This is a genomic window from Dyella lutea, from assembly GCF_024158035.1.
Lineage (GTDB): Bacteria > Pseudomonadota > Gammaproteobacteria > Xanthomonadales > Rhodanobacteraceae > Dyella_A > Dyella_A lutea.
In genome coordinates this window covers 1,452,699-1,472,799 of sequence record NZ_JAMZEK010000001.1, presented here as the reverse complement: position 1 = coordinate 1,472,799, position 20,101 = coordinate 1,452,699, and the positions used below count along the sequence as shown (strand labels likewise).

At 68.8% G+C, this 20,101-nt stretch carries 25 protein-coding genes; 15 read left to right on the top strand and 10 right to left on the bottom strand.

All coding sequences use genetic code 11. The features are described 5' to 3' along the window. Nucleotides 1-8 precede the first annotated feature (8 nt). Nucleotides 9-902 carry a LysR family transcriptional regulator gene (locus NC595_RS06455; protein ID WP_253565473.1) on the top strand — a complete coding sequence of 298 codons (894 nt, stop codon included), beginning with the start codon at nucleotides 9-11 and terminating at the stop codon, nucleotides 900-902. Here NC595_RS06455 and NC595_RS06450 read toward each other — a convergent pair. After that, nucleotides 899-1,654, bottom strand: coding sequence for an anti-sigma factor family protein (locus NC595_RS06450; protein ID WP_253565471.1), 756 nt, complete (start codon nucleotides 1,652-1,654; stop codon nucleotides 899-901). The two genes, NC595_RS06455 and NC595_RS06450, sit on opposite strands and share 4 nt — an antisense overlap. Next, the gene (locus NC595_RS06445) at nucleotides 1,651-2,166 is read right to left on the bottom strand and encodes an RNA polymerase sigma factor (RefSeq protein ID WP_253565470.1); all 516 of its coding nucleotides are present in this window, start codon (nucleotides 2,164-2,166) and stop codon (nucleotides 1,651-1,653) included. Before NC595_RS06445 ends, NC595_RS06450 begins: the two co-directional genes overlap by 4 nt. Before the next feature lie 133 nt (nucleotides 2,167-2,299). Here NC595_RS06445 and NC595_RS06440 point away from each other — a divergent pair, with 133 nt between their 5' ends. From NC595_RS06440 to NC595_RS06420, 5 genes are all read left to right on the top strand, one after another. Beyond that, nucleotides 2,300-3,385 carry a catalase family peroxidase gene (locus NC595_RS06440; protein WP_253565469.1) on the top strand — a complete coding sequence of 362 codons (1,086 nt, stop codon included), beginning with the start codon at nucleotides 2,300-2,302 and terminating at the stop codon, nucleotides 3,383-3,385. Then, nucleotides 3,382-3,981, top strand: coding sequence for a cytochrome b (locus NC595_RS06435; protein WP_253565468.1), 600 nt, complete (start codon nucleotides 3,382-3,384; stop codon nucleotides 3,979-3,981). The genes NC595_RS06440 and NC595_RS06435 overlap by 4 nt, the downstream gene beginning before the upstream one ends. Nucleotides 3,982-4,028: 47 nt before the next feature. Beyond that, nucleotides 4,029-4,325: a hypothetical protein gene (locus NC595_RS06430; protein WP_253565467.1), complete on the top strand. Its 297-nt coding sequence runs from the start codon at nucleotides 4,029-4,031 to the stop codon at nucleotides 4,323-4,325. Between the two features lie 143 nt (nucleotides 4,326-4,468). Further along, nucleotides 4,469-4,981: an OsmC family protein gene (locus NC595_RS06425; protein WP_253565466.1), complete on the top strand. Its 513-nt coding sequence runs from the start codon at nucleotides 4,469-4,471 to the stop codon at nucleotides 4,979-4,981. Nucleotides 4,982-5,181: 200 nt separating this feature from the next. Further along, on the top strand, nucleotides 5,182-5,706 hold the full coding sequence (locus tag NC595_RS06420) for an SRPBCC family protein (protein WP_253565462.1): 525 nt from the start codon (nucleotides 5,182-5,184) through the stop codon (nucleotides 5,704-5,706). Between the two features lie 41 nt (nucleotides 5,707-5,747). On the opposite strand, the gene NC595_RS06415 is transcribed toward NC595_RS06420, so the two are convergent. The 4 genes from NC595_RS06415 to NC595_RS06400 form a co-directional block, all read right to left on the bottom strand. Further along, complete coding sequence (locus NC595_RS06415; protein WP_343214892.1) at nucleotides 5,748-6,461, bottom strand: phytanoyl-CoA dioxygenase family protein; 714 nt, start codon at nucleotides 6,459-6,461, stop codon at nucleotides 5,748-5,750. Next, on the bottom strand, nucleotides 6,458-6,793 hold the full coding sequence (locus tag NC595_RS06410; RefSeq protein ID WP_253565459.1) for a hypothetical protein: 336 nt from the start codon (nucleotides 6,791-6,793) through the stop codon (nucleotides 6,458-6,460). The genes NC595_RS06415 and NC595_RS06410 overlap by 4 nt, the downstream gene beginning before the upstream one ends. An 11-nt stretch (nucleotides 6,794-6,804) precedes the next feature. Continuing rightward, nucleotides 6,805-7,269, bottom strand: coding sequence for a nuclear transport factor 2 family protein (locus NC595_RS06405; protein WP_253565458.1), 465 nt, complete (start codon nucleotides 7,267-7,269; stop codon nucleotides 6,805-6,807). Between the two features lie 69 nt (nucleotides 7,270-7,338). Then, nucleotides 7,339-8,259 carry an AraC family transcriptional regulator gene (locus tag NC595_RS06400; protein WP_253565456.1) on the bottom strand — a complete coding sequence of 307 codons (921 nt, stop codon included), beginning with the start codon at nucleotides 8,257-8,259 and terminating at the stop codon, nucleotides 7,339-7,341. A 130-nt stretch (nucleotides 8,260-8,389) separates the two neighbouring features. Here NC595_RS06400 and NC595_RS06395 point away from each other — a divergent pair, with 130 nt between their 5' ends. Further along, complete coding sequence (locus NC595_RS06395; protein ID WP_253565455.1) at nucleotides 8,390-8,926, top strand: carboxymuconolactone decarboxylase family protein; 537 nt, start codon at nucleotides 8,390-8,392, stop codon at nucleotides 8,924-8,926. A gap of 69 nt (nucleotides 8,927-8,995) precedes the next feature. Here NC595_RS06395 and NC595_RS06390 read toward each other — a convergent pair whose 3' ends face one another. Then, the gene (locus NC595_RS06390) at nucleotides 8,996-9,745 is read right to left on the bottom strand and encodes an SDR family oxidoreductase (protein ID WP_253565453.1); all 750 of its coding nucleotides are present in this window, start codon (nucleotides 9,743-9,745) and stop codon (nucleotides 8,996-8,998) included. A 118-nt stretch (nucleotides 9,746-9,863) separates the two neighbouring features. Between NC595_RS06390 and NC595_RS06385 the strand changes: the two genes are divergently transcribed. Next, nucleotides 9,864-10,778, top strand: coding sequence for a LysR family transcriptional regulator (locus NC595_RS06385; RefSeq protein WP_253565452.1), 915 nt, complete (start codon nucleotides 9,864-9,866; stop codon nucleotides 10,776-10,778). A gap of 355 nt (nucleotides 10,779-11,133) precedes the next feature. On the opposite strand, the gene NC595_RS06380 is transcribed toward NC595_RS06385, so the two are convergent. Next, nucleotides 11,134-11,928, bottom strand: coding sequence for an SDR family NAD(P)-dependent oxidoreductase (locus tag NC595_RS06380; protein WP_253565451.1), 795 nt, complete (start codon nucleotides 11,926-11,928; stop codon nucleotides 11,134-11,136). Between the two features lie 267 nt (nucleotides 11,929-12,195). On the opposite strand from NC595_RS06380, the gene NC595_RS06375 reads away from it, so the two are divergent. Continuing rightward, nucleotides 12,196-13,761, top strand: coding sequence for an ankyrin repeat domain-containing protein (locus tag NC595_RS06375; protein ID WP_253565450.1), 1,566 nt, complete (start codon nucleotides 12,196-12,198; stop codon nucleotides 13,759-13,761). Between the two features lie 51 nt (nucleotides 13,762-13,812). On the opposite strand, the gene NC595_RS06370 is transcribed toward NC595_RS06375, so the two are convergent. After that, nucleotides 13,813-14,709: a LysR substrate-binding domain-containing protein gene (locus NC595_RS06370; RefSeq protein ID WP_253565449.1), complete on the bottom strand. Its 897-nt coding sequence runs from the start codon at nucleotides 14,707-14,709 to the stop codon at nucleotides 13,813-13,815. Between the two features lie 113 nt (nucleotides 14,710-14,822). Between NC595_RS06370 and NC595_RS06365 the strand changes: the two genes are divergently transcribed. From NC595_RS06365 to NC595_RS06345, 5 genes are all read left to right on the top strand, one after another. After that, nucleotides 14,823-15,668 carry an oxidoreductase gene (locus NC595_RS06365; protein ID WP_253565447.1) on the top strand — a complete coding sequence of 282 codons (846 nt, stop codon included), beginning with the start codon at nucleotides 14,823-14,825 and terminating at the stop codon, nucleotides 15,666-15,668. 126 nt (nucleotides 15,669-15,794) lie between these two features. Next, nucleotides 15,795-16,229 carry a DUF6326 family protein gene (locus tag NC595_RS06360; RefSeq protein ID WP_253565446.1) on the top strand — a complete coding sequence of 145 codons (435 nt, stop codon included), beginning with the start codon at nucleotides 15,795-15,797 and terminating at the stop codon, nucleotides 16,227-16,229. Between the two features lie 36 nt (nucleotides 16,230-16,265). Next, nucleotides 16,266-16,979: a DUF4386 domain-containing protein gene (locus tag NC595_RS06355; RefSeq protein ID WP_253565445.1), complete on the top strand. Its 714-nt coding sequence runs from the start codon at nucleotides 16,266-16,268 to the stop codon at nucleotides 16,977-16,979. Nucleotides 16,980-17,038: 59 nt separating this feature from the next. Next, nucleotides 17,039-18,013 (top strand): alpha/beta hydrolase, encoded by a 975-nt coding sequence (locus tag NC595_RS06350; RefSeq protein ID WP_253565444.1) that lies wholly within the window; start codon nucleotides 17,039-17,041, stop codon nucleotides 18,011-18,013. A gap of 50 nt (nucleotides 18,014-18,063) precedes the next feature. Beyond that, entirely contained in the window at nucleotides 18,064-19,005 is a 942-nt protein-coding gene (locus NC595_RS06345) for an alpha/beta hydrolase (protein WP_253565443.1), read from the top strand. A gap of 49 nt (nucleotides 19,006-19,054) precedes the next feature. Here NC595_RS06345 and NC595_RS06340 read toward each other — a convergent pair whose 3' ends face one another. Further along, nucleotides 19,055-19,426: a hypothetical protein gene (locus NC595_RS06340; RefSeq protein WP_253565442.1), complete on the bottom strand. Its 372-nt coding sequence runs from the start codon at nucleotides 19,424-19,426 to the stop codon at nucleotides 19,055-19,057. Nucleotides 19,427-19,644: 218 nt separating this feature from the next. On the opposite strand from NC595_RS06340, the gene NC595_RS06335 reads away from it, so the two are divergent. Continuing rightward, nucleotides 19,645-20,100 (top strand): ferritin-like domain-containing protein, encoded by a 456-nt coding sequence (locus NC595_RS06335; RefSeq protein ID WP_253565441.1) that lies wholly within the window; start codon nucleotides 19,645-19,647, stop codon nucleotides 20,098-20,100. Nucleotide 20,101 lies beyond the last annotated feature (1 nt).

Sequence of the window (20,101 nt, the reverse complement as noted above, 5' to 3'; positions counted from 1 at the left end):
ATGCAAAAATGCATGCACTGTCACTGCTGGAGTCGGCGATGGATTGGAGCGATGTACGCATCTTTCTCGCCATCGCACGCGAGGGTTCGCTGGGCGCTGCGGCGCGCGCGGTCGGGCAGACCCAGCCGACCATGGGCCGGCGTCTGCGCGCGCTGGAGGCCTCGGTGGGACAGACGCTGTTCCAGCGCACCGCCGATGGCTTCGTGCTCACCGACGAAGGCATGGCGGTGATGGACAGCGCCGAGCGCATGGAGGAAGAAGCCCTTGCCTTCGAGCGCGCACTGGCCAGCCGCGAGAGCACCCTGAGCGGCCAGCTGCGGCTGGCGGCCTCGGACTGGTTCGGCAGTTACGTGCTGACGCCGGTGCTGGCCGAGTTCACGCGGCGGCATCCCGTGGTGACGGTGGAGTTGCTGACCGATAGCCGCCTGTACAGCCTGGCCCGACGCGAGGCCGACCTCGCCTTCCGTATCAAGCCGTTCGACGAGCCGGACGTGATCGCGCGGCGCCTGCTGCGCATGCCCTACGCACTCTATATGCACCGTGACCAGCCGCGCCCGCGCAAAGGCGGCCACGGTGTGCGCCTGGTCACCATGAACGCCGCGTTCGGCGGCATGCCCGATGTCGCGTGGCTGAAGAAACATATGCCGGAGGCCAGCGTCGCCTTCACCAGCAACAGCCGCGAGGTGCAGGCGCGCATGTGCGTGCAAGGCGCCGGTGCCGCGGTGCTACCCACCGCGCTGGGCGACGCGTTCGCCGAACTGAGGCGCATCGCGCTCGGCGAACCGCCGCCTTCGCGCGACACCTGGATCGGCTATCACAAGGACCTGAAACGGCTGACCCGGCTGCGCAGCCTGCTCGAGCTGCTGGCGGAGCGGTTCCCGGGTTCAGCGGACAAGCGCTAGATCGACCGTTGTCGCGCCTGTGCCGCCACTTGCCGATCCACACCGTCGTCGCGGCTGACCATGGCGTAGTTGTAGCCCTGGCCGGACCAGTACTGCGCCACCAGTCCGCCGTCGCTGCGCTGGCCGGTGGGCAGCAGGTGGTTGCGCGGCCCCGGCGGGCGCACGTAGAAGCTGATCGCGTGGCCGGCCGCATCCTCGTACAGCACCATCGCGGCCGGCCCCTGGTCGGTGGCGAACAGGCGACCGCCGACGGCATGGAAGCCGGCGCCGCTGAGGTCAGGCAGGCGCGCGGCATGTTCGAAGTGCGCGTCCAGCCAGGCCTGCATGTCGCCGGCGCGCTGCGGCACCACGTCGGGGCGTGCGGCATGGTCCAGGGCCACCAGTCGGTAAGCCGCCATCGCGTCGGCCATCGGCGCGACGGCGATGTCGCTGCGCATGCCGCGTACCTGCCAGCCGCCGACGCCGCCCAGCCCGAGGCACAGCACGACGGCGGCGGCCAGCGACAGCCGCGCGATCCGGCGCTGGCGGCGACGTGCGCGCACCACGCCGGGGTGCAGCGCGCCGTTGTCTGACAGCCCCTGGGTGCCGCCGATCGCCGCACGCAGGCGCTGCGCATCGCGCAGCCAGCCCTGCACCTCGGCGGCGCGCTCCGGGAGGCGCGCCAGATAACGTTCCACGGCCTCGCGTTGGGTGCCCTCGAGGCGGCCGTCGACGTAGGCATGGATGTCGTGTTCGCTGGGAGGTGTGTTCATCTGAGTAACCGCAACGAAGGGGTGGGTTGTTCGCCCTCGCCATGCCGGCGCATCGCCTGGCGCGCGCGCGACAGGCGCGACATCACGGTGCCGATCGGCACCTCGAGGATGTCCGCGACCTGCTGGTAGCTCAGGCCCTCCACCGTCACCCACAGCAGCAGGCTGCGCTGTTCGGGGGTGAGGTGTTCGAAGGCGGCCAGCGCCGACTGTGCCAGCACTTCGCGCTCGGCCGAAGGCCACTGCGGCTCATCGTCCTCGCGCAGGCGGCCGAGCAGCCAGGCGTAACGCTGTGCGCGGCGCCGTGCGTCGAGGAACTGCCGATAGAGGATGCGGAACAGCCAGGCGCGCAGGTCGCCGTCGTCGCGCCTGGCGGCGCGCGTGGACAGCGCACGCTCCATCGTGGACTGCACCAGGTCGTCGGCGCTGGACAGGTCGCGGGTCAGCCACAGTGCGAAGCGCCGCAGGCGCGGCAACAGTTCGCTGAGCTGGTCGTCGAAGGCGTGGACGGACATGGATCGGGCCGCAGTGGTTTCGCCATGCAGGACGCCGCAGAAAGGAAATTATTCCATGGCGAAGGAATAAATCCGCGCGACCGGCGTCTGGCTGGAGTCCCCACCAACGCCGACCCAGCCCGGAGCGCCTTCCATGCACGATCCCCAACCGTTTTCCCGCCCGCCACGCAACAGCCTGCGCTGGGCGCTCATCGCCGCCGCCGTCGTCGTGGCCGGCGGTGCCTTCGCCTATGTCGGCGGCTGGCTGACGCCGCACCGGCTCACCGCGCAGCGCCTGGTCGACGAACTGCAGCGCAACGGCGGTGGCGTGCATCCCGGCTACCGCCGCAACCACGCCAAGGGCGTGTGCGTGGCCGGCTACTTCGAGGGCGACGGCAAGGCCAGCGCGTATTCCACCGCCTCGGTGTTCGCCGTCGGCCGCACCCCGGTGGTGGGTCGCTTCGCGATTCCCGGCGGCAACCCGTATGCGCCGGACGGCAGCGTGCCGATCCGCAGCCTGGCGCTGCGCTTCAACCTGTCGGACGGCCAGCAGTGGCGCACCGGCATGAACAGCATGCCGGTGTTCCCGGTGGCCACGCCGCAGGCGTTCTACGCGCTGCAGGTAGCCGGCGAGAAAGACCCGGCCACTGGAAAGCCGGAACCGGCCAGGCTGGCCGCGTTCTTCGCCGCGCATCCGGAGACCGCCGCGTTCCGCGCCTGGGCGAAGACCGCCAAGCCGTCGGCCAGCTTTGTCACCGAGAGCTATTTCGGCATCGACGCGTTCTACTTCATCGATGCCACGGGCCAGCGCCAGGCCGTGCGCTGGCGCGTGGTTCCCGAAGCGACTGATGCGCAACCCGCCCCCGCCAGCGACGACTACCTGATCGGCGATCTCAGGCAACGGCTCGCCTCAGGTCCGCAGCGCTGGCACCTGCTGGTGACCCTGGCCAACCCCGGCGATCCGACCGACGACGCCACCAAGGCGTGGCCGAACGACCGCACCACGATCGACGCCGGCACCCTGGTGCTCACCAGCGAACAGCCGCAGGACAGCGGCCCGTGCCGCGACATCAACTACGACCCCACCGTGCTGCCCGCCGGCATCGCCCTCTCCGACGACCCGCTGCTGCCCGCACGCTCGGCCGCCTATTCCGACTCCTACCTGCGCCGCACCAGCGAGGAAGCGCATGTCCCGGGCACCACCGTACCCACCCACGCCCAGCCGGAGGCCAGCCGATGAGCACGATCCGCACCACCTTCAGCCTGCCTGCGCGCGTGCTGCACTGGACGATGGCCGCGCTGATCCTGGCGATGCTGTTCATCGGCGTCGGCATGGTCGCCACGGTGAGCGAGAAGCATCAGTGGCTGCTGGCGATCCACAAGCCGCTGGGGATTGCGATCCTGTTGCTGGCAATCGCGCGGCTCGTCGTACGGCTACGAAATCCGCCGCCGCCCTTGCCCGCCGACCTGCCTGCGCTGCAGAAGCTCGCCGCGCATCTCTCGCACTGGCTGCTGTACGCGCTGATGATCGCCATGCCGCTGATCGGCTGGGCGATGCTCTCGGCCGGCGGCTACCCGGTGATGCTCTCGCACAGCCTGCGTCTGCCGGCGATCCTGCCCGAGAACGCGCTGGCCTTCGCCTGGCTGCGCACCGCGCACGGCGCGTTCGCGTATCTGCTGTTCCTCACCTTCCTCGCGCACATGGGCGCGGCGCTGTACCACGGGCTGATCCGGCGCGACGGGGTTCTGCGGAGCATGGTGAATGGCCAGGCCCGAGACCCGTCTCCGCAGATGCCGGATGGCATCGGCGTGGTAAACGGGAGACCGACCGACTGAACCACGGCAGGAAAGCGACGATGGGAAATAACGGATCGACACCGCAAGTGACCTTCGATACCGGGTTCTTCGGGATCCGGGCCGACGAGGACGAGGCCACCCACCCCGGCCGCTACGGCGAGGCTCTTGCGCGATGGATGCAGCAACGCCTGGAGGCTCGCGGCGTGATCACCGAGGGCGTGATTGCCGAGGACTTCGGCTGGCTAGTCATCGTGACCCGCAAGCCGTTCCTGCGCTGGCTTGGCTGCGGCAACCTCGATGGATCCACGACCGAGTGGAGCCCTTTTCCCTGCAGTCGAGTCGTCACTGGCAGGCCGGCTGTTCGGGAAGCAACGCCACCGTGAAGCGCTGGATGCAGTGTGGCGTCACGTCGAAGCGATCGTACCCGGCATCCTCGGTGTCGCGAATATCCGCTGGGAGTAGCCACCGGTCCCTTCGACAGGCCTCCCCGGCGTAAGCTGCCGGCTCCATCCGGAGGAGCCGCCCCGTGAATGCCGACGAGCTGAAGGCCGTGCAGGCCCCGCTGAAGCAGCACTACCGGGAATCGCCGCGTGCGGCGCTGATCACCTTGCGCGCCGAGGGACGACTGGGCGAAGGCGTGACCTGCCGGGTGGATACCGGCCGCGCCCTGGTGGAGGCGGGCCTGCACCCGGCCACCGGCGGCAACGGCCTGTCGGCATGCTCCGGCGACATGCTGCTGGAGGCCCTGGTGGCCTGTGCCGGCGTCACCCTCAACGCGGTGGCCACGGCGCTGGGCATCGTGCTGCGCGACGCCACCGTGCAGGCGGAGGGCGACCTCGACTTCCGCGGCACGCTGGGCGTGGACAAGGCCGCGCCGGTCGGCCTCACCGCGATCCGCCTGCACTTCCTGCTCGACACCGACGCCGATGACGAACAGCTCGACACCCTGCTCCGCCTCACCGAGCGCTACTGCGTGGTGTACCAGACTCTGGCCAAGGGACCACGACTGACGACCACGCGGACACCATCGGGCGACTGAATTCATCTGGACGTCCATACGGCCACACATCGCATGTGACGCAAGCACTTGCGATGTCGCAATCTGCGACATCCGACCAAGGTCGGGGGCCGGATTTCACGCCACCCTTGCCGTCCTGTGCCAGATTCCACGGGCCCGGCGAATGGCCGACCCGCAGTGCATGGCCCATGCCGGCGTCCATCCATCGAGGGAGGAACACCGTGAACCGTATCCGCATGCTTGCCGCCGCGCTCGTCCTGGTGTCCGGACTGGCGCTCGCCGCCGCACCCACGCTCCAGGTCAGCAAGAGCGTCACCATCCACGCACCCGCCGCCACGGTGTGGGCCAAGGTCAGGGACTTCGGTGGACTGAACACCTGGCACCCGGCCGTCGCCACGGACGACATCGTCGCTGGCACAGACCATCATCCAGGCGCCGAACGCAAGCTCACCCTGGGCAACGGCGGCTGGGTGCACGAGAAGCTGCTGAGCTTCGACGACGCGCACCGCCGTTTCGGCTATACCATCCTCGGCGGCGTGCTGCCGGTGAGCGACTACCACTCCACCCTGCACGTGGTCGCCATCGGCAAGGACACCAGCAAGGTCACCTGGTCCGGCACCTTCAAGCGCAAGGACACCGGCGACCACCCCGCCGCCGACGCGGACGACGAGACCGCCACCACCGCCATCGCCGGCGTCTACCAGTCAGGCCTCGACAACCTGAAGAAGATCCTCGAGGCCAGGTAGCGCCACCGGACGCCGGCGGCGGGAACCGCTCACCGTCGGCGTCAGACCGTTTCGCGCCAGCGCAGCCCCAGCGGCAGTTCAGGCGGACCGAACAGGAGGTGCAACACCCGTCGCGCACTGGAGCCACCCGCCCTGGACGAGGCGTGCAGCAGCAGCGGCCGCATCACCCAGGCATCACCAGTCACCGCGATGCACTCGCGCATCGCACCGTAATCGCCCAGCGGCACCGCCCGGGGGATGATGCCCTGGCGATGCGAGCCGGCGATCACCCGCAGCGGCCCGTCCGCCGGCCCGCAGTCGTCGAGATGCAGGCGCACCGCGACCATCGCCTCCAGGACATCCTGCGGCGCCTGCACGAACCAGGCGCCTTCCTTTTTCGACCAGCCGCGCAGACCGCCGGCAGCGACATGCTCGCGTACCGGGATCGACAGATCCTGGTGCATCGCGACCAGCCAGTTGTGCCCGATCGACTTGCGGAACAGGGTGCACTGCACCGCAACCGCACCTGGCGGCAACAAGCCAGCTATCGAAGGGTGACGGCGCACCGCCTGCACGATGGGCGTCATCCAGGGAAACGACAGTGCCTGACGCGTCCCCGCACCGGAAGATGCACCGTCCAGCCACTGCGCGGCACACCCACAGGTTTCGCGGTCCAGCACGGACGGCACCTTCAGGCAGCCATCGTCAGCGAAGGCGCGGATTGACGATCGCGCCTCCGGAAACGTCGCCTCCCATGCCGCCTCCGGACCGATCACACGGCAGCCAGCGGATCGCGCCGCGACCGCGCGCAGGCATCGTGGGCATCCTCGCCCACGCAAACGGCGACCGGCCGGTGCGGGTCGACGTTGCTGCCACGGCGCTTCACGCCAGAGACCCAGAACTCTTCGCCGCTGGCTTCGTCGATGTAGTTGCCACGCAGCCCGCGCCCACCGACCCGCAGCAGCACGCGGCCGCGGTAACGCACCGACCGGCCGCTGCGGGGGAACGTCACCCAGCCGATACGGACCGGCACGCCGTCGATAGCGCCATCCTTGTTTTCCAGGTACATCAACCGCTTCTTCAGGGCGCGGTTCAACTGGTTCTCCATGTGCCCTCCGGCTACAGCCCGAGCTCGCTCAAGCCCGGATGATCGTCGGGCCGACGACCTTGCGGCCAGTGGTACTTGCGATCGGCCTCGGCGATCGGCAGGTCGTTGATGCTGGCGATGCGCAGGCGCATCAAACCGTGCTCGTCGAACTCCCAGTTTTCGTTGCCGTAGGCGCGGTACCACTGGCCGCTGTCGTCGTGGAACTCGTAGGCGAAGCGCACCGCGATGCGGTTGTCGCGGAAGGCCCACAACTCCTTGATCAGCCGATAGTCCAGCTCGCGCTGCCACTTGCGGATGAGGAAGGCCTCGATCGCCTCGCGCCCCTCGAGGAATTCGGCACGGTTGCGCCAGCGGCTGTCGGCCGAATAGGCCAGCGCCACCCTGGCCGGATCGCGGCCGTTCCAGGCGTCCTCGGCCATGCGGACCTTCTGGACCGCGGTGGATGCGTCAAACGGCGGGAGCGGTGGACGTTGCATGACGGAAACTCCTGCTCGGGATCGGTCGGTAATCGCCAGAGTCTGCGCGCGGCGGGCGGTCGGCGCCAGTCAGGCTTTCGCGGTGTCGGTACCCCGCCGCCACGCCGCCGGACTGGTCCCGTGTACGCGCTTGAAAGCCTGTCCGAACGCGGCGCGCGAGGCGTAGCCGCAGGCTTCGCCGACCAGCTCGATCGGACGCGGCGTCTCGCGCAGCAGGCGCGCAGCCAGGTCCATGCGCAGTGCGGTGACCACATCCATCGGCGTCATCGACGACAGCCCGGCAAAGTGCCGAGCGAAGCTGGCGCGCGACATCCGGCTGGCCTCGGCGAGCCGCTCCAGCGTCCACGCCTCGGCCGGCGCAGCGATCACCGCGGCCAGCGCCGGTGCCACGCGGTCATCCGCCAATAGCGCCAGCAGGCCTTCGCGCAGCGTGCCCTCGGCGATCAAGGTGCGCACCACCAGGGTGAACAGCGATGCCGACAGATGCGTGATCACCACATCGCCGCCGGGCGAGGCCTGCACACTCTCGTGGCGCATCATCCGCATCAGAGCGTGCAGGCCGGCATAGTCGTCGCGGCCGTGGGTGGAAAGGTGCACCACCTCGGGCAGCGCCCGCAGCAACAGCGCGTGGTGCTGGCCCAGATCGAACGTGCCACAAAGCACGTCGAATTCGCTGCGTGGTGCGTCGCTGGTCACCTCGACGATGCGCCCCAGCGGCCGGCGCACCTCATTGAAGGCGGCGGTGGCACCGTCGGCATGGCGCATCGTGTGCGCGCTGCCGCGCGGGAACAGCACCAGGTCGCCAGCAACGAAGGGACGCCGCTCGCGCCCGACTTCCAGTACGCCCTCGCCCGCCAGCACCACGTGGTATGGCAACTGCCCCGGTGGCGCGGCCGACTGCGGCACCGACCACTGTCCGGCGAACCGGCACAACAGGTCGACCCGGCCCTTCAGGCCCATTGACGCCACCAGTGCACTCAAACTGTCCATCGGCCACCTGAGACGAACGCGACAAGGATCGAGACGCCCGGAACACGACAGCCGGGCCTCGGTGCCTAGCATTTTCTCCACCGGCGGACGCCCACGGCAAACGCCATCACTTTCCCAAGGAGAAACCGTCATGACCCGTCTGAACACCCCCGCCGTCGACCAGGCCACCGGCGAGGCCGCCGCGCTGTTCGCTAGCGTCAAGAGCAAGGTCGGGAAGGTACCGAACCTTTACGCCACTCTCGGCGGCAACTCGCCGGACGTACTGGCCCATGTGCTGAACACCGGCGCCACCCTGGGCCGCAGCACGCTGTCGCGTCTCGAGCAGGAGGCGATCAACCTGGCGGTGAGCGAAGCCACTGGCTGTGACTACTGTGTCGCGGCCCACACGATGACCGGCAAGCTCGCCGGCTACAGCGCCGAGCAGACCCGCGAACTGCGTGCCGGCGGCTTCGCCAGAGACGCCCGCATTGATGCTCTGGTGAAGTTCGCGCTTGACCTGGTGAACCAGCGCGGCACGCTGGACGCGAGCGCGGTGGATGCGCTGAAGGCCGTCGGCTTCACCGATCGCCAGCTGGTGGAGATCCCGCTGGTGGTCAGCGCGATCCTGTTCACCAACATGGTCAATCGCATCAACGACACCACGCTGGATTTCCCCAAGGTCGCCTGAGACATCTGCCGTACGCGAAGAGCCCGGGCATCACGCGATGCCCGGGCTCATTTCTTCTGCCACGGACGCTTACAGCTGGCTCATGCCGCCATCGACGATGATCTCGCTGCCGACAATGAACGCCGACTCGGGCGAGGCCAGGTGCAGCACGGTGGAGGCGATCTCCTCCGGCGTGCCGAAGCGGCCCAGCGGCACCTGCGCCTGGATCTGCGCGGCAGTGGCTTCCAGCGTGGCCTGATCGAGGCCCAGCTTGCCGTACAGCGGCGTGGACACCGGCCCCGGGCTCACCACGTTCACGCGCACGCCGCGCGACAGCAGCTCGGCCGAGAGCGTCTTGGCCAGCGTGATCAATGCCGCCTTGCTCGCCGCATACACCGAGGAGTTGGGCATGCCGATGTGGGCATTGATCGAGCCGTTGATGACGATCGACGCGCCGCTGTTGAGCAGCGGCAGCAGCGCCTGCAGCTGGAAGTAGGCGCCCTTCACGTTGGTGTCGAACACCTGGTCCCACAGCGCCTCGTCCACCGCCTCGAACGGGGCGAACTTCGCGCTGCCGGCGTTGATGAACACGCCGTCGAGCCGGATCGATTGCGCGGCCAGATCGCTGGCCAGCTGCCGGGCCTGGACCACTGAGCCGGCATCGTTGCGCAGGGCGATGGCCTTGGGACCCAGTTCGGAAAGCGCCGAGGCCAGCGTGCCGCTGTCGCGACCGGTGATGATCACGCGGCCGCCTTCGGCGGCGAAGGCCTTGGCCGCGGCCAGGCCGATGCCACTGCTGCCGCCGGTGACGAGGATGGATTTGTTGGCAAAACGGTTCATGACGAATTCCTTGGATGGGTTGACGTTCGGAAGAGGTTTTGAACGTGAGCCCATACTGCGCCGTCACCTGCGCCATGCCGTACCATCGCGTCGACGAACTCGTTCGAAGAGGTTGCACATGTTGTCCGAGGACGAACTGGCCCTGCTGGAGGCCATCCGCGAGACCGGCAGCCTCTCGCGCGCCGCCGCCCGACTGGGGCGAGCGCCATCCACCGTGTCGCACGCCGCGCGCCAGCTGGAGGCGCGCTTCGACGCCCTGCTGTTCGACCGCCGCCGCTATCGCCTGCAACTCACCCCGGCCGGCCACCTGCTGGCGCAGGAAGCCGCGCGACTGATGCACGACGTGACGCGCCTCACCCGCCGCGTGAAGCAGGTGGCCGGCGGCTGGGAAGACCGGCTGCACATCGTCACCGACGAAGTACTGGAGTTCGAGACGCTGCTGCCGGTGATCCGCGCGTTCGACAAGCTCGAATCGGGCGTGAGCCTGCGCATCACCCACGAGGTGCTGGGCGGCACCTGGGAAGCGCTGCGCGAAGGGCGCGCCGACCTCATCGTGGGCGCCACCAACGAGCCCCCGGCGATCGCGCAGCTGCGCTGGTTCGAACTCGGCCGCATGGACTGGGTATTCGCCGTGTCGCCGCGACATCCGCTGGCCAAGGCCGCCGAGCCGCTGACGCAGGATGCGGTGGGCGCGCACCGCTCGATCGTGGTGGCCGACTCGGCGCGCAGCGCAAGCCGCGGCTATGGCGTGGTCGGTGGCCAGGCGACGCTGGCGGTGCCCAGCATGCGCGCGAAGATCCTCGCCCAGCGCGACGGCCTGGGCGTGGGCTGGCTGCCGCGTCATCGCGTCTCGGCGCTGCTCAAAAGCGGCGCACTGCTGGAAAAGGCAATGGCAGATCCGCGCGAACCGAATGTGCTCTATGCCGCGTGGCGCGGTGACCATGACGGTCGCGCGCTGGCCTGGTGGTTGGAGCAGATTCGTCAGCCGCGGTTGGCTAGGCGGTTGATCGATGGGGTGCCGGTGGCGGGTTGAGGGCGTTTCAGCCGCTCCTCGTCAGCGGTGGCCAGTTGTTCGCAACGTTGGGATACGAAAAACAAAGGCTTTCGTGCGCCTTCGGCGCCCGAGTCACTTTCTCTTGGGTCGCCACGCAAAGAGAAGTAACTCGCCCTCCGTAGGAGGACGAAACGCTCTTGGCTCTTAAGCGCAAAAAGCAAAATGGATTCCCGCTTACGCGGGAATGACGACGGTGAGGGACACGGGAGACGTGGCCCTCCTCCCCGGGAGGGAAAGAAGGCAGGAGAGCGAGTGGCGTGCCGCGTGCGGCAAGAAGCGTGGGGTCTACGTGTCACGGCAGAGCGCGTCCGAAAATGAAAGCTCGAGCACGCGCTCAAACAATCGACCGCACCACCCCACCATCCACCCGCACCGCCGCCCCCGTCGTCGCCGATGCCTGCTCGGAGGCGAGATACACCGACAGGCTCGCCACTTCCTCCACCGTCGCCAGGCGCTTGATCAGCGAGCTCGGGCGCTCGGTGGCAATGAACTCGCGCTCCACCTGTTCGGCGGGCACGCCGCGGCCGGCGGCGATCTTGGCGATGAACTCGTTGACGCCTTCGGAACGGGTAGGACCGGGCAGGATCGCGTTGACCGTCACGCCGGTGCCGGCCAGCGTCTCGGCCAGGCCGCGCGACACGGCCAACTGTGCCGCCTTGCTCATGCCGTAGTGGACCATCTCCACCGGAATCTGCACGCCCGATTCGCTCGAGATGAACTGGATGCGCCCCCAGCCGCGCTGCGCCATGCCCTGCGCGTAGTGACGCGACAGGCGCACGCCGCTCAGCACGTTCACCTCGAAGAAGCGCTGCCAGTCCTCGTCCGGAATCTCGAAGAACGGCTTCGGCTCGAAGATGCCCAGGTTGTTCACCAGGATGTCCGCCTCCGGCATCACTGCGATCAGCTGCGCGGCGCCCGTGGCCGTACCCAGGTCGGCAGCCACGCCGGTGAGCTTGGCCTGCGGCACGGCCTGGCGGATCGTCGCGAGGGCCTCGTCCACCCGCGCCTGTGTGCGGCCGTTGACGACGACGTGGGCGCCCGCGCCGGCCAGGCCTTGCGCGATGGCCAGCCCGATGCCGGCGGTGGAACCGCTGACGATGGCGGTGCGGGAGGAGAGATCGATATGCATGGGGAGATCCTTTCAGGAAGTGAGTGAGGTCACCGCGCCCGGGCGGCGCCGGGAACCGGGCATGTCCGAAACCGACGAACTGGGTACCGCCACGGCGCTTTCAAGCGCGCCTGCGCCGCGGCCGCCTTTGCTATGCTCCCGCCCCGGCGTTGCAAGCCGCCACCGGGTCCGCGGAAAGGGTTCAACCCACTTGTCGAACGCTCGCCACCACCAACCTTTGTGCAGCCGGGATTGCGGACCTTCGGCACCTATTGCATGGAGGTTGTCATGAACGAGCTTCCCGCCCGTCCGCACCTGGATCACCTGAAGAAGCAGGCCAAGTCCCTGCTCGACAGCGTGCACCATCGCGCTGCTGACGCACTTGAACGTATGCGCCGCGCCTTGCCCGCCGCGTCTGGCCTCGACCACGCCGCCATCGTCGCGAGGGAGTGGCGACTGCATGACGCGCAATCGTGCGTGGCGCGCGAATACGGCTTCGAATCCTGGACGCAGCTGAAGGATTACGTCGCCCTGCAATCCACTTCGGCCGACACCGCCGCACGTCGACAGCAGTGGCAACGCTGGGCTTTCGGACACGGCTACCAGCCGGCGAAGCCGCATCTGGCCGAACGCCTGTTGCGCGAGCATCCGCAGTTGCTGGAGGGCGATTCGGTACTGGCCTGCGCGATCGGCGACGTCGCCACGGTGCAGGCAGCGATCGCGGCTGATCCGACGTGGGCTAACACCGCGCGCGCCGGCAACGGCATGGCACCGCTGGTCTGCGCCACATTCTCCGCGCTGGTTTCGCTGCCGGCCTTCGCCGCAGGCATCCGCACCTGCGTCGACCGCCTGCTTGCGGCCGGCGCCGATCCGGACGTGCGCTGGCATGACCCGCAGTTGCCCGACGATCCGCTCAGCGCGCTGTACGGTGCCGCGGGACGCAACCACGACGTGGCGATCACCCGGCGCCTGTTGCAGGCGGGCGCCAACCCCAACGACAACGAGTCGCTGTACCACGCCGCCGAAGTCGCCGACACCAGCCTGGTAGGCCTGCTGCTGGAGGCCGGGGCGCGCGTCACCGGCAGCAACGCGCTGTTCCGCGCACTCGATGGCGAACTGCCCGACACGGTGCGCCTGATGCTGGCCCACGGCGGTGACCCGAACGAACCCGGACCGAACGGCTGCCTGCTGCTGCACGCGATCCGTCGTCGCCGATCGCCCGAGGTGATCACCATCCTGCTCGAGGCCGGCGCCGATCCCTCGGTGCGCAACGCGCACGGCGTCAGCGCGCTGCGGTTCGCCCGCTCCCTGGGGCTCGACGGCGTGGCCGAACGACTGCTGCAGGCCGGTGCCGCACCGGAGACACCGGGCCCCTCCGACACCCTGCTCGCCGCCTGTGCCCGGGCCGACCGCGCCACGGTCCGGCGCCTGCTGGACGAGGCACCCGGGATGCTCGCCCAGCTGCACCCGGCCGAACTGCGCCTGCTGCCGGAACTGGCCGCCACCGGCCAGGATGAAGCGGTGCGAGTGATGGTGGAAGCGGGCTGGCCCATCGCCACCCGCGGCGGCGACATCGACGGCAGCGCGTTGAACTGGGCGGTGTTCCGCGGCAACGCATCGCTCGCCCGCTTCCTGCTCGCCCACGGCGCCCACTACGACGAACGCCACGGCTACAACGACAACGTCTACGGCACGCTCAGCTTCGCCTCCAATGCCGAAACCACGCCCGGCGGCGACTGGCTGGGCTGCGCCCAGGCGCTGGTCGAGGCCGGCTCGCCCGTGCCGGAGGAGCGCTACTCCTTTCCCGAGGAGATCGCCGCGTATTTCGACGCGTTGCGGCAGGCCTCAACCTGAGTTCCGAACGCGCACGGCCGAGCAGGATTGCCCGGCCGTGCGTGGGCAACGTCAGTCCAGCCGCTCGCGCGCGGCCTCGATCAGCGCGCGCAGCTTAGGCGCTTCCGAAGCGCGCCGCGGAAAGTACAGGAACAGCCCAGGCTCCGGCATCGCCGCCTTCGGCAACACCGGCACCAGCCGACCGTCGCGCAGGTGCCCGGCGACCAGCGGCTCGAACAGGTAAGCGATGCCCACCCCGGCCAGTGCCAGGTCGATGGCGAACAGCGAATCGGACACACGCGCCGTGCCGTGCACCGCCACCGTGACGTCCTTGCCGCGCTCGCGCAGTTCCCACGCGTAGGTGCCGCCGGTGCTGGCCTGGCGGTAGTTGATGCAGTTGTGCGCCTGCAGATCGGTCACGCGCGTGGGCGTGCCGTGTGCGGCGAGATAGGCGGGCGACGCCACCATGACCGCCCGCACCGGCGGGGTGAGCCGCACCGCCACCATGTCCTCGGCCACCATCTCGCCCAGCCGCACGCCGACGTCGTAGCCCTGCGCGACGATGTCGCTGAGCGCGTCGTCGCAGGTCACGTCGACCGCCAGGTCCGGGTGGCGCGTGGCCAGCGTTGCGACCAGCTCGGTCAGCGCCATCGGCAACGCCACGCGCGGCGCGTTGATGCGCAACGTGCCACTGACCACACCCTTGAGCGCACGCGTCGCCTCGGTGGCTTCGGCCAGTTGCTGGAGCGCCGGCAAGGCACGGGCAAAGAAATGCTCGCCCGCTTCGGTGAGCGCCACGCTGCGCGTGGTGCGCGCGAACAGCGGGGCCTTCAGCCGGTCCTCGACCAGCCGCACGGCGTGGCTCACCGCCGACGGACTCATGCCCAGCTCGGCTGCCGCCGCGGCGAAGCTGCGCCGCCGCGCCACGGCGGCGACCACCGGAAGATGGGTCAGGACATCGCGATCCATTGCTGCACGATATCGAATAACCCATGCGGAAAAAACGGAATTATCAAACAGTATCCGCGGAGGCATCTTGATTCCCGGAGGCGCCGCTCCGGTGCCGCACGAGGAGATACCCCATGACAACGTCCCAGGTCTGGTTCATCACCGGCGCATCCAGCGGCTTCGGCGAGGCCTTCGCCCGGTACGCGCTGGCGCAGGGCGACCGCGTGGTCGCCACCGCGCGCGACACCGGCAAGCTGGCCGCCCTCGCGGCGCTGGCACCCGAACGCGTGCTGGTGCAGCCGCTCGACGTCACCCGCGAAGGTGCGGCCGAAGCCGCCGTGACGGCGACGGTGGAGCGTTTCGGCCGCATCGACGTGCTGATCAACAACGCCGGCTACGGCATCGTCGGTGCGGTGGAGGAAACCTCCGCGCAGGCACTGCGCGCGCAGATGGAGACCAATTTCTTCGGCGCCGCCGCAGTGATCCGTGCCGCCCTGCCGCAGCTGCGCAGCCAGCGCGCGGGAGCTATCGTCAATATCTCAAGCATGGGCGGGCAGCTGTCCTTCGCCGGCTTCGGCGCCTACTCGGCCAGCAAGTTCGCGCTGGAAGGCCTGTCCGAGGCACTGGCCGCCGAGGTCGCGCCGTTCGGCATCAGGGTGCTGATCGTCGAGCCGGGCGCCTTCCGCACCAACCTCGCCGGGGCGGCGATGAAGCACATGCCGGCACTGGATGCCTACCGCGACACCGTCGGTGCCACCCGCGCGTTCGCCCATGCCATGCACGCCACCCAGGCCGGCGATCCAGCGAAGGCTGCCGCCGCAGTGGACCAGGCCCTGGGTGCCGCACACACGCCACTTCGCCTGCAGCTCGGCCAGGATGCGCTGGATGCGGTGCGCGGTCATGCAGAGCAGTTGTTGCGCGATCTGGCGGCATGGACACCGGTCGGCACGGCGACGACGTTCGACGAAGCCGCCGCCTGAACCGGGCGCTTCGCGGGAGGCGCATCGCCCCCCATGAGTCATGACCTGTGCCACATCCGCCCGCCGATCGCGCCCATCTACCCTCAGCGGCGCCCGGAACGACCTTTCCGCTCGAGGGATCACGCCATGGCCGACCCGCAACGCGCTCCGCTGCACGATCCGCCGCTGAGCCCGCGACTCAAGCTGGCCGGCCTGTGGGCCTCGCTGATGTTCTGCTACGTCTACGGCGACTATTTCGGCCTGTACGTGCCGGGCAAGCTCGGCGGGATGCTGGCGGGAAGGATGGAACCGCTCGGCGCAGTGACCCAAGGCGTGCTGCTGGGCACCTCGGCGATGATGGCGATCCCGGCCCTGATGGTCTGCGCCGTCCTGCTGCTGCCTGCCGCGCTGGCGCGTTGGACCAGCGCGCTGTTCGGACTGGCCTACACCGCGATCATGCTGATGACGATGGCGGGCGCCTGGCAGTTCTACCTCTTCCTCGGCGTGATCGAAGTGCTGCTCTCGCTGGGAATTGTGTGGGTGGCCTGGCGCTGGCCGCGACGCGCCCTCGCGACACCCTGAACACAACGTCTCGCACCCACCCCCGGGAGCCTTCGCATGGCCATGGACGACAGTGACCGATCCACCCGCCGGCTGGCCCGCACGGCGGGTGCGGCCTACCTGATCAACGTGATCACCGGCATCTTCAGCCTGATGATCGTGCCGTCGATCACCGGCAGCCACGGCGATCCGGCCATGGCCGTGCGCAACATCCTGGCGCACGAAGCGCTGTTCCGCACAGGCATCGCGGCGGGGCTGTTCTGCTACATCGAGTTCCTGTTGCTGCCCGTGCTGCTCTACCGGTTGCTCGGTGCGGCGGACCGCTGTGCCGCGGTGCTGATGGTGGTGCTGGCGCTGGTCAGCGTACCGCTGTCGATCGCCTCGCTGCAGCACAAGCTCGACGTACTCACCCTGCTCGGCCAGGCGCCCTGGCTGCATGCGCTGGACGCCGGCCAGGTGCAGACCCAAGTGATGCTGCAGCTGTCGGCGCACGACAACGCGCTGCTGATCGCACAGATCTTCTGGGGGTTGTGGCTGATCCCGTTCGGCTCGCTGGTAGTGCGCTCGGGACAGCTCCCCCGTGTGCTGGGCTACCTGCTGATGCTGGGCGGCCTGTCCTACGTCGCGGACTTCGCCGGGCAGGTGCTCGTCGTCGGCTACAACGACATGGACTTCGCCGGCTACGTCACGCTGCCGGCCGCGCTGGGCGAGATCGGTACCTGCCTGTGGCTGCTGGTGATGGGTGCGAGGGCGCCACGCCCATCGGCCTGACGACACGTCTTCCCGGAAAAAGCCACCATCCGGTCCGGCCGGCTCCACGGAACGGGCGCATGCTGCGCCTTTCCGTTCTGTCCGGTACACGCCTGATGAAGCTGCCACGCCTGGCCATGTTCGCCTTGCTTGCCCTGTGGGGGATGGCTGCCCACGCCGCCGTCTGGCAACCGGGACACGGGCTGAAGCAGCAGCCGGTCTGGCCCGGCACGCCTCCGGGGGCGCAGGCGCTGCCCGGGCCCGAGTCGGCAACTCCGGTGACGACCGAGCTGGTGGCCGGCAAGCCCTGGCAATCGATCCGCAACGTGTCCCGGCCGACCTATACCGTGTATCCGCCGAAGGGGAAGAACACCGGAGCCGCGGTGGTGGTGTTTCCCGGCGGCGGCTTCGAGATCCTGGCGATCGACCTGGAAGGCTCCGAGGTCTGCGACTGGCTCACCGCGCGCGGCATCACCTGCGTGCTGCTGAAGTACCGCGTACCGGGCATCCCGTACGACTGGCACTGCGACTGCCGCGCGCACAACTTCGCGATCCCGGTGCCTGCCCTGCAGGACGCCCAGCGCACGATCCGCCTGGTGCGCCAGCACGCAACAGCGTGGCATATCGATCCACACCGGATCGGCGTGCTCGGCTTCTCCGCCGGCGGCTACCTGGTGGCGCAGGCCAGCACGAACTACGACCTGCCGATTTACAAGCCGGTCGACGCCACCGACACGTTGAGTGCCCGCCCGGACTTCGCCGTCGCGGTCTACCCGGGCCACCTCGCCACGCCAGATGGCTTCAACCGGAACGTGCCCGTTACCAGGTACACGCCACCGACCTTCATCGTGATGGCCGAGGACGACCACGTCGACGGCGTCGATCAGGCGCAGGCCTACTACAACGCACTGAAGGAAGCCGACGTGCCGGTGGAGATGCACCTGTACGCCCACGGCGGCCACGCCTTCGGCCTGCGGCCGACCCGGCTGCCGATCACCCACTGGCCGGCGCTGGTGGAGACCTGGCTGGTGACCGAGGGCGTGCTGTCGCCCTGATCATCTGCCGCCATCCGATACCCGAACCCGCCACGACCGAGGTCGACAGGATGAAAACCCCGACGCTGCTACTGTCCGCCCTGCTCGCCCTCGTCGGCGCCGCCCTCCACGCGACCACCTGGCAGCCAGGCCCCGAACTGAAACAAGTACCGATCTGGCCGGGCGAAGTGCCCGATGCCCTGCCCCACCCGCCGCCCGAAACACTCGGCACCGACTGGCCCAAGGTAAGCAACGTCAGCGTACCGACGATGACGCGCTATCCGCCGAAGGGGCGCAACACCGGAGCGGCGGTCGTGGTGTTTCCCGGCGGCGGCTACCAGATCCTGGCGATGGACCTTGAAGGCACCGAGATCTGCGACTGGCTGACCTCGCGCGGCATCACCTGCATCCTGCTGAAATACCGCGTGCCGAATTCAGGCCCCACCTGGGTCGACAACCACCGCTACTACCCTAAGGTGCAGACCGCACTTCAGGACGCGCAGCGCACCATCGGACTGGTACGCGAGCACGCGGCCGAGTGGCATATCGACCCGCACAAGGTCGGCGTCATCGGCTTTTCCGCCGGCGGCCATCTGGTCGCGGCGGTCAGCACCCACTTCCAGCACCGCACCTACGCGCCGGTGGATGCCGCCGACCGTCTTTCCAACCGCCCCGACTTCGCCATGGCGATCTATCCCGGCCACCTGTGGGCGCACGAGGACGAGGACCGCGCCACCCGTAACGGGAACGATCTCAGCCTGCGTCCGGACATCCACCCCACCGCCGATACGCCGCCGACCTTCATCGTGATGGCGGAGGACGACCATGTGGATGGCGTCGAACAGGCGCTGGCCTACTACGTCGCCCTGCACAAGGCCGGCGTACCGACCGAGATGCACCTGTACGCGCAAGGCGGCCACGCGTTCGGCCTGCGCAAGCCCAACCTGCCGGTCGGGCGATGGCCGACGCTGGCAGAGCGGTGGCTGCGCGCGATCGGGGTTCTTTCGCACTGAAGACGGCGCCGTGTGGAGCTACGCCGCGGTGCCGGCCAGGCCGGGTTCGTCAGGGTTGTTCCGGCACCCGCACATAGATGGACTCGACGCGGTCCGACTCGTCGTAGAGGCGCAGCGTGTCGTGCTTCAGCCCGAGGACGCGGAACCGTAACGTGCCAACTCCATCATCCGTTGATTCGACGATCAGCCTGCAGTCGACCAACTTCCAGCTCGCGCCGGTGATGTCGGGCCTCTGATGCAGCCATGAATCGAGCACGTGTCTGCCCGCCTCGACCTGCAGGGAAAACTCTTCGAAGAAGCCGGCGGCGCCACGCTGCTGCCACGCACCCGTCAGCGCCTGTTCCGCAGCGGGGCAAGCCTTGGCTGCATGCGCCGGGCCAAGCACCACCGACAACATCAGGACGGCAACGATCGGTTTCATGGCTCGCATCACCTCGATTGGGCCGCGCAGCGGCTCCGGCGGGGCCGAAAAGCAGTGCCGCTGCTCCACCATTCGCACAAAGAATAGCCGGGGCAAGCAGCGATCGACCCGGTCGGATCACCGCCACCGGAACGACCGCCCTGCCGGAAGAGTAGGCTAGGACGTTGCCGCGACCGGCGGCGACCGCCATCCATCCTGTCGACAAGGAGGAGCCTGCCATGCAACTGCAGGACAAGGAACGCGCCATCGCGCTGCTCAACCGCATTCTCGAGCTGGAACTGGCCGGCGTGGTGCGCTACACGCACTACGCGCTGATGATCTACGGCTACAACCGCATCCCGATCGTCAGCTGGCTGTCCGGCCAGGCCGACGAGAGTCTGCTGCATGCGCGGCGTGCCGGCGAGCTGATCACCCAGTTCGGCGGCCATCCGTCGCTGGGCATCGGGCCGCTGCTGGAGACCCACCAGCACGACATCGGGCCGATCCTGCGCGAGTCGCTGGAGCACGAGAAGCTGGCACTGGCGGCCTACTACGAACTGCTGGAACTGGTGGCTGGCAAGTCGGTGCTGCTGGAGGAATACGCGCGCGAACTGATCGCCGCCGAGGAACTGCACGCCGGTGAGGTCAACAAGATGCTGCGCAAACCCGGCGATATCGCCGAGTTCACCGGCTGAC

What these genes read in the sequence shown, in the direction of transcription:
- NC595_RS06405 (WP_253565458.1), bottom strand. Translation starts at nt 7,269, where the DNA reads ATGCAACGTCCACCGCTCCCGCCGTTTGACGCATCCACCGCGGTCCAG.
- NC595_RS06400 (WP_253565456.1), bottom strand. Translation starts at nt 8,259, where the DNA reads ATGGACAGTTTGAGTGCACTGGTGGCGTCAATGGGCCTGAAGGGCCGG.
- NC595_RS06395 (WP_253565455.1), top strand. Translation starts at nt 8,390, where the DNA reads ATGACCCGTCTGAACACCCCCGCCGTCGACCAGGCCACCGGCGAGGCC.
- NC595_RS06440 (WP_253565469.1), top strand. Translation starts at nt 2,300, where the DNA reads ATGCACGATCCCCAACCGTTTTCCCGCCCGCCACGCAACAGCCTGCGC.
- NC595_RS06360 (WP_253565446.1), top strand. Translation starts at nt 15,795, where the DNA reads ATGGCCGACCCGCAACGCGCTCCGCTGCACGATCCGCCGCTGAGCCCG.
- NC595_RS06365 (WP_253565447.1), top strand. Translation starts at nt 14,823, where the DNA reads ATGACAACGTCCCAGGTCTGGTTCATCACCGGCGCATCCAGCGGCTTC.
- NC595_RS06410 (WP_253565459.1), bottom strand. Translation starts at nt 6,793, where the DNA reads ATGGAGAACCAGTTGAACCGCGCCCTGAAGAAGCGGTTGATGTACCTG.
- NC595_RS06350 (WP_253565444.1), top strand. Translation starts at nt 17,039, where the DNA reads ATGCTGCGCCTTTCCGTTCTGTCCGGTACACGCCTGATGAAGCTGCCA.
- NC595_RS06390 (WP_253565453.1), bottom strand. Translation starts at nt 9,745, where the DNA reads ATGAACCGTTTTGCCAACAAATCCATCCTCGTCACCGGCGGCAGCAGT.
- NC595_RS06450 (WP_253565471.1), bottom strand. Translation starts at nt 1,654, where the DNA reads ATGAACACACCTCCCAGCGAACACGACATCCATGCCTACGTCGACGGC.
- NC595_RS06380 (WP_253565451.1), bottom strand. Translation starts at nt 11,928, where the DNA reads ATGCATATCGATCTCTCCTCCCGCACCGCCATCGTCAGCGGTTCCACC.
- NC595_RS06435 (WP_253565468.1), top strand. Translation starts at nt 3,382, where the DNA reads ATGAGCACGATCCGCACCACCTTCAGCCTGCCTGCGCGCGTGCTGCAC.
- NC595_RS06335 (WP_253565441.1), top strand. Translation starts at nt 19,645, where the DNA reads ATGCAACTGCAGGACAAGGAACGCGCCATCGCGCTGCTCAACCGCATT.
- NC595_RS06345 (WP_253565443.1), top strand. Translation starts at nt 18,064, where the DNA reads ATGAAAACCCCGACGCTGCTACTGTCCGCCCTGCTCGCCCTCGTCGGC.
- NC595_RS06375 (WP_253565450.1), top strand. Translation starts at nt 12,196, where the DNA reads ATGAACGAGCTTCCCGCCCGTCCGCACCTGGATCACCTGAAGAAGCAG.
- NC595_RS06455 (WP_253565473.1), top strand. Translation starts at nt 9, where the DNA reads ATGCATGCACTGTCACTGCTGGAGTCGGCGATGGATTGGAGCGATGTA.
- NC595_RS06385 (WP_253565452.1), top strand. Translation starts at nt 9,864, where the DNA reads ATGTTGTCCGAGGACGAACTGGCCCTGCTGGAGGCCATCCGCGAGACC.
- NC595_RS06355 (WP_253565445.1), top strand. Translation starts at nt 16,266, where the DNA reads ATGGCCATGGACGACAGTGACCGATCCACCCGCCGGCTGGCCCGCACG.
- NC595_RS06370 (WP_253565449.1), bottom strand. Translation starts at nt 14,709, where the DNA reads ATGGATCGCGATGTCCTGACCCATCTTCCGGTGGTCGCCGCCGTGGCG.
- NC595_RS06445 (WP_253565470.1), bottom strand. Translation starts at nt 2,166, where the DNA reads ATGTCCGTCCACGCCTTCGACGACCAGCTCAGCGAACTGTTGCCGCGC.
- NC595_RS06340 (WP_253565442.1), bottom strand. Translation starts at nt 19,426, where the DNA reads ATGAAACCGATCGTTGCCGTCCTGATGTTGTCGGTGGTGCTTGGCCCG.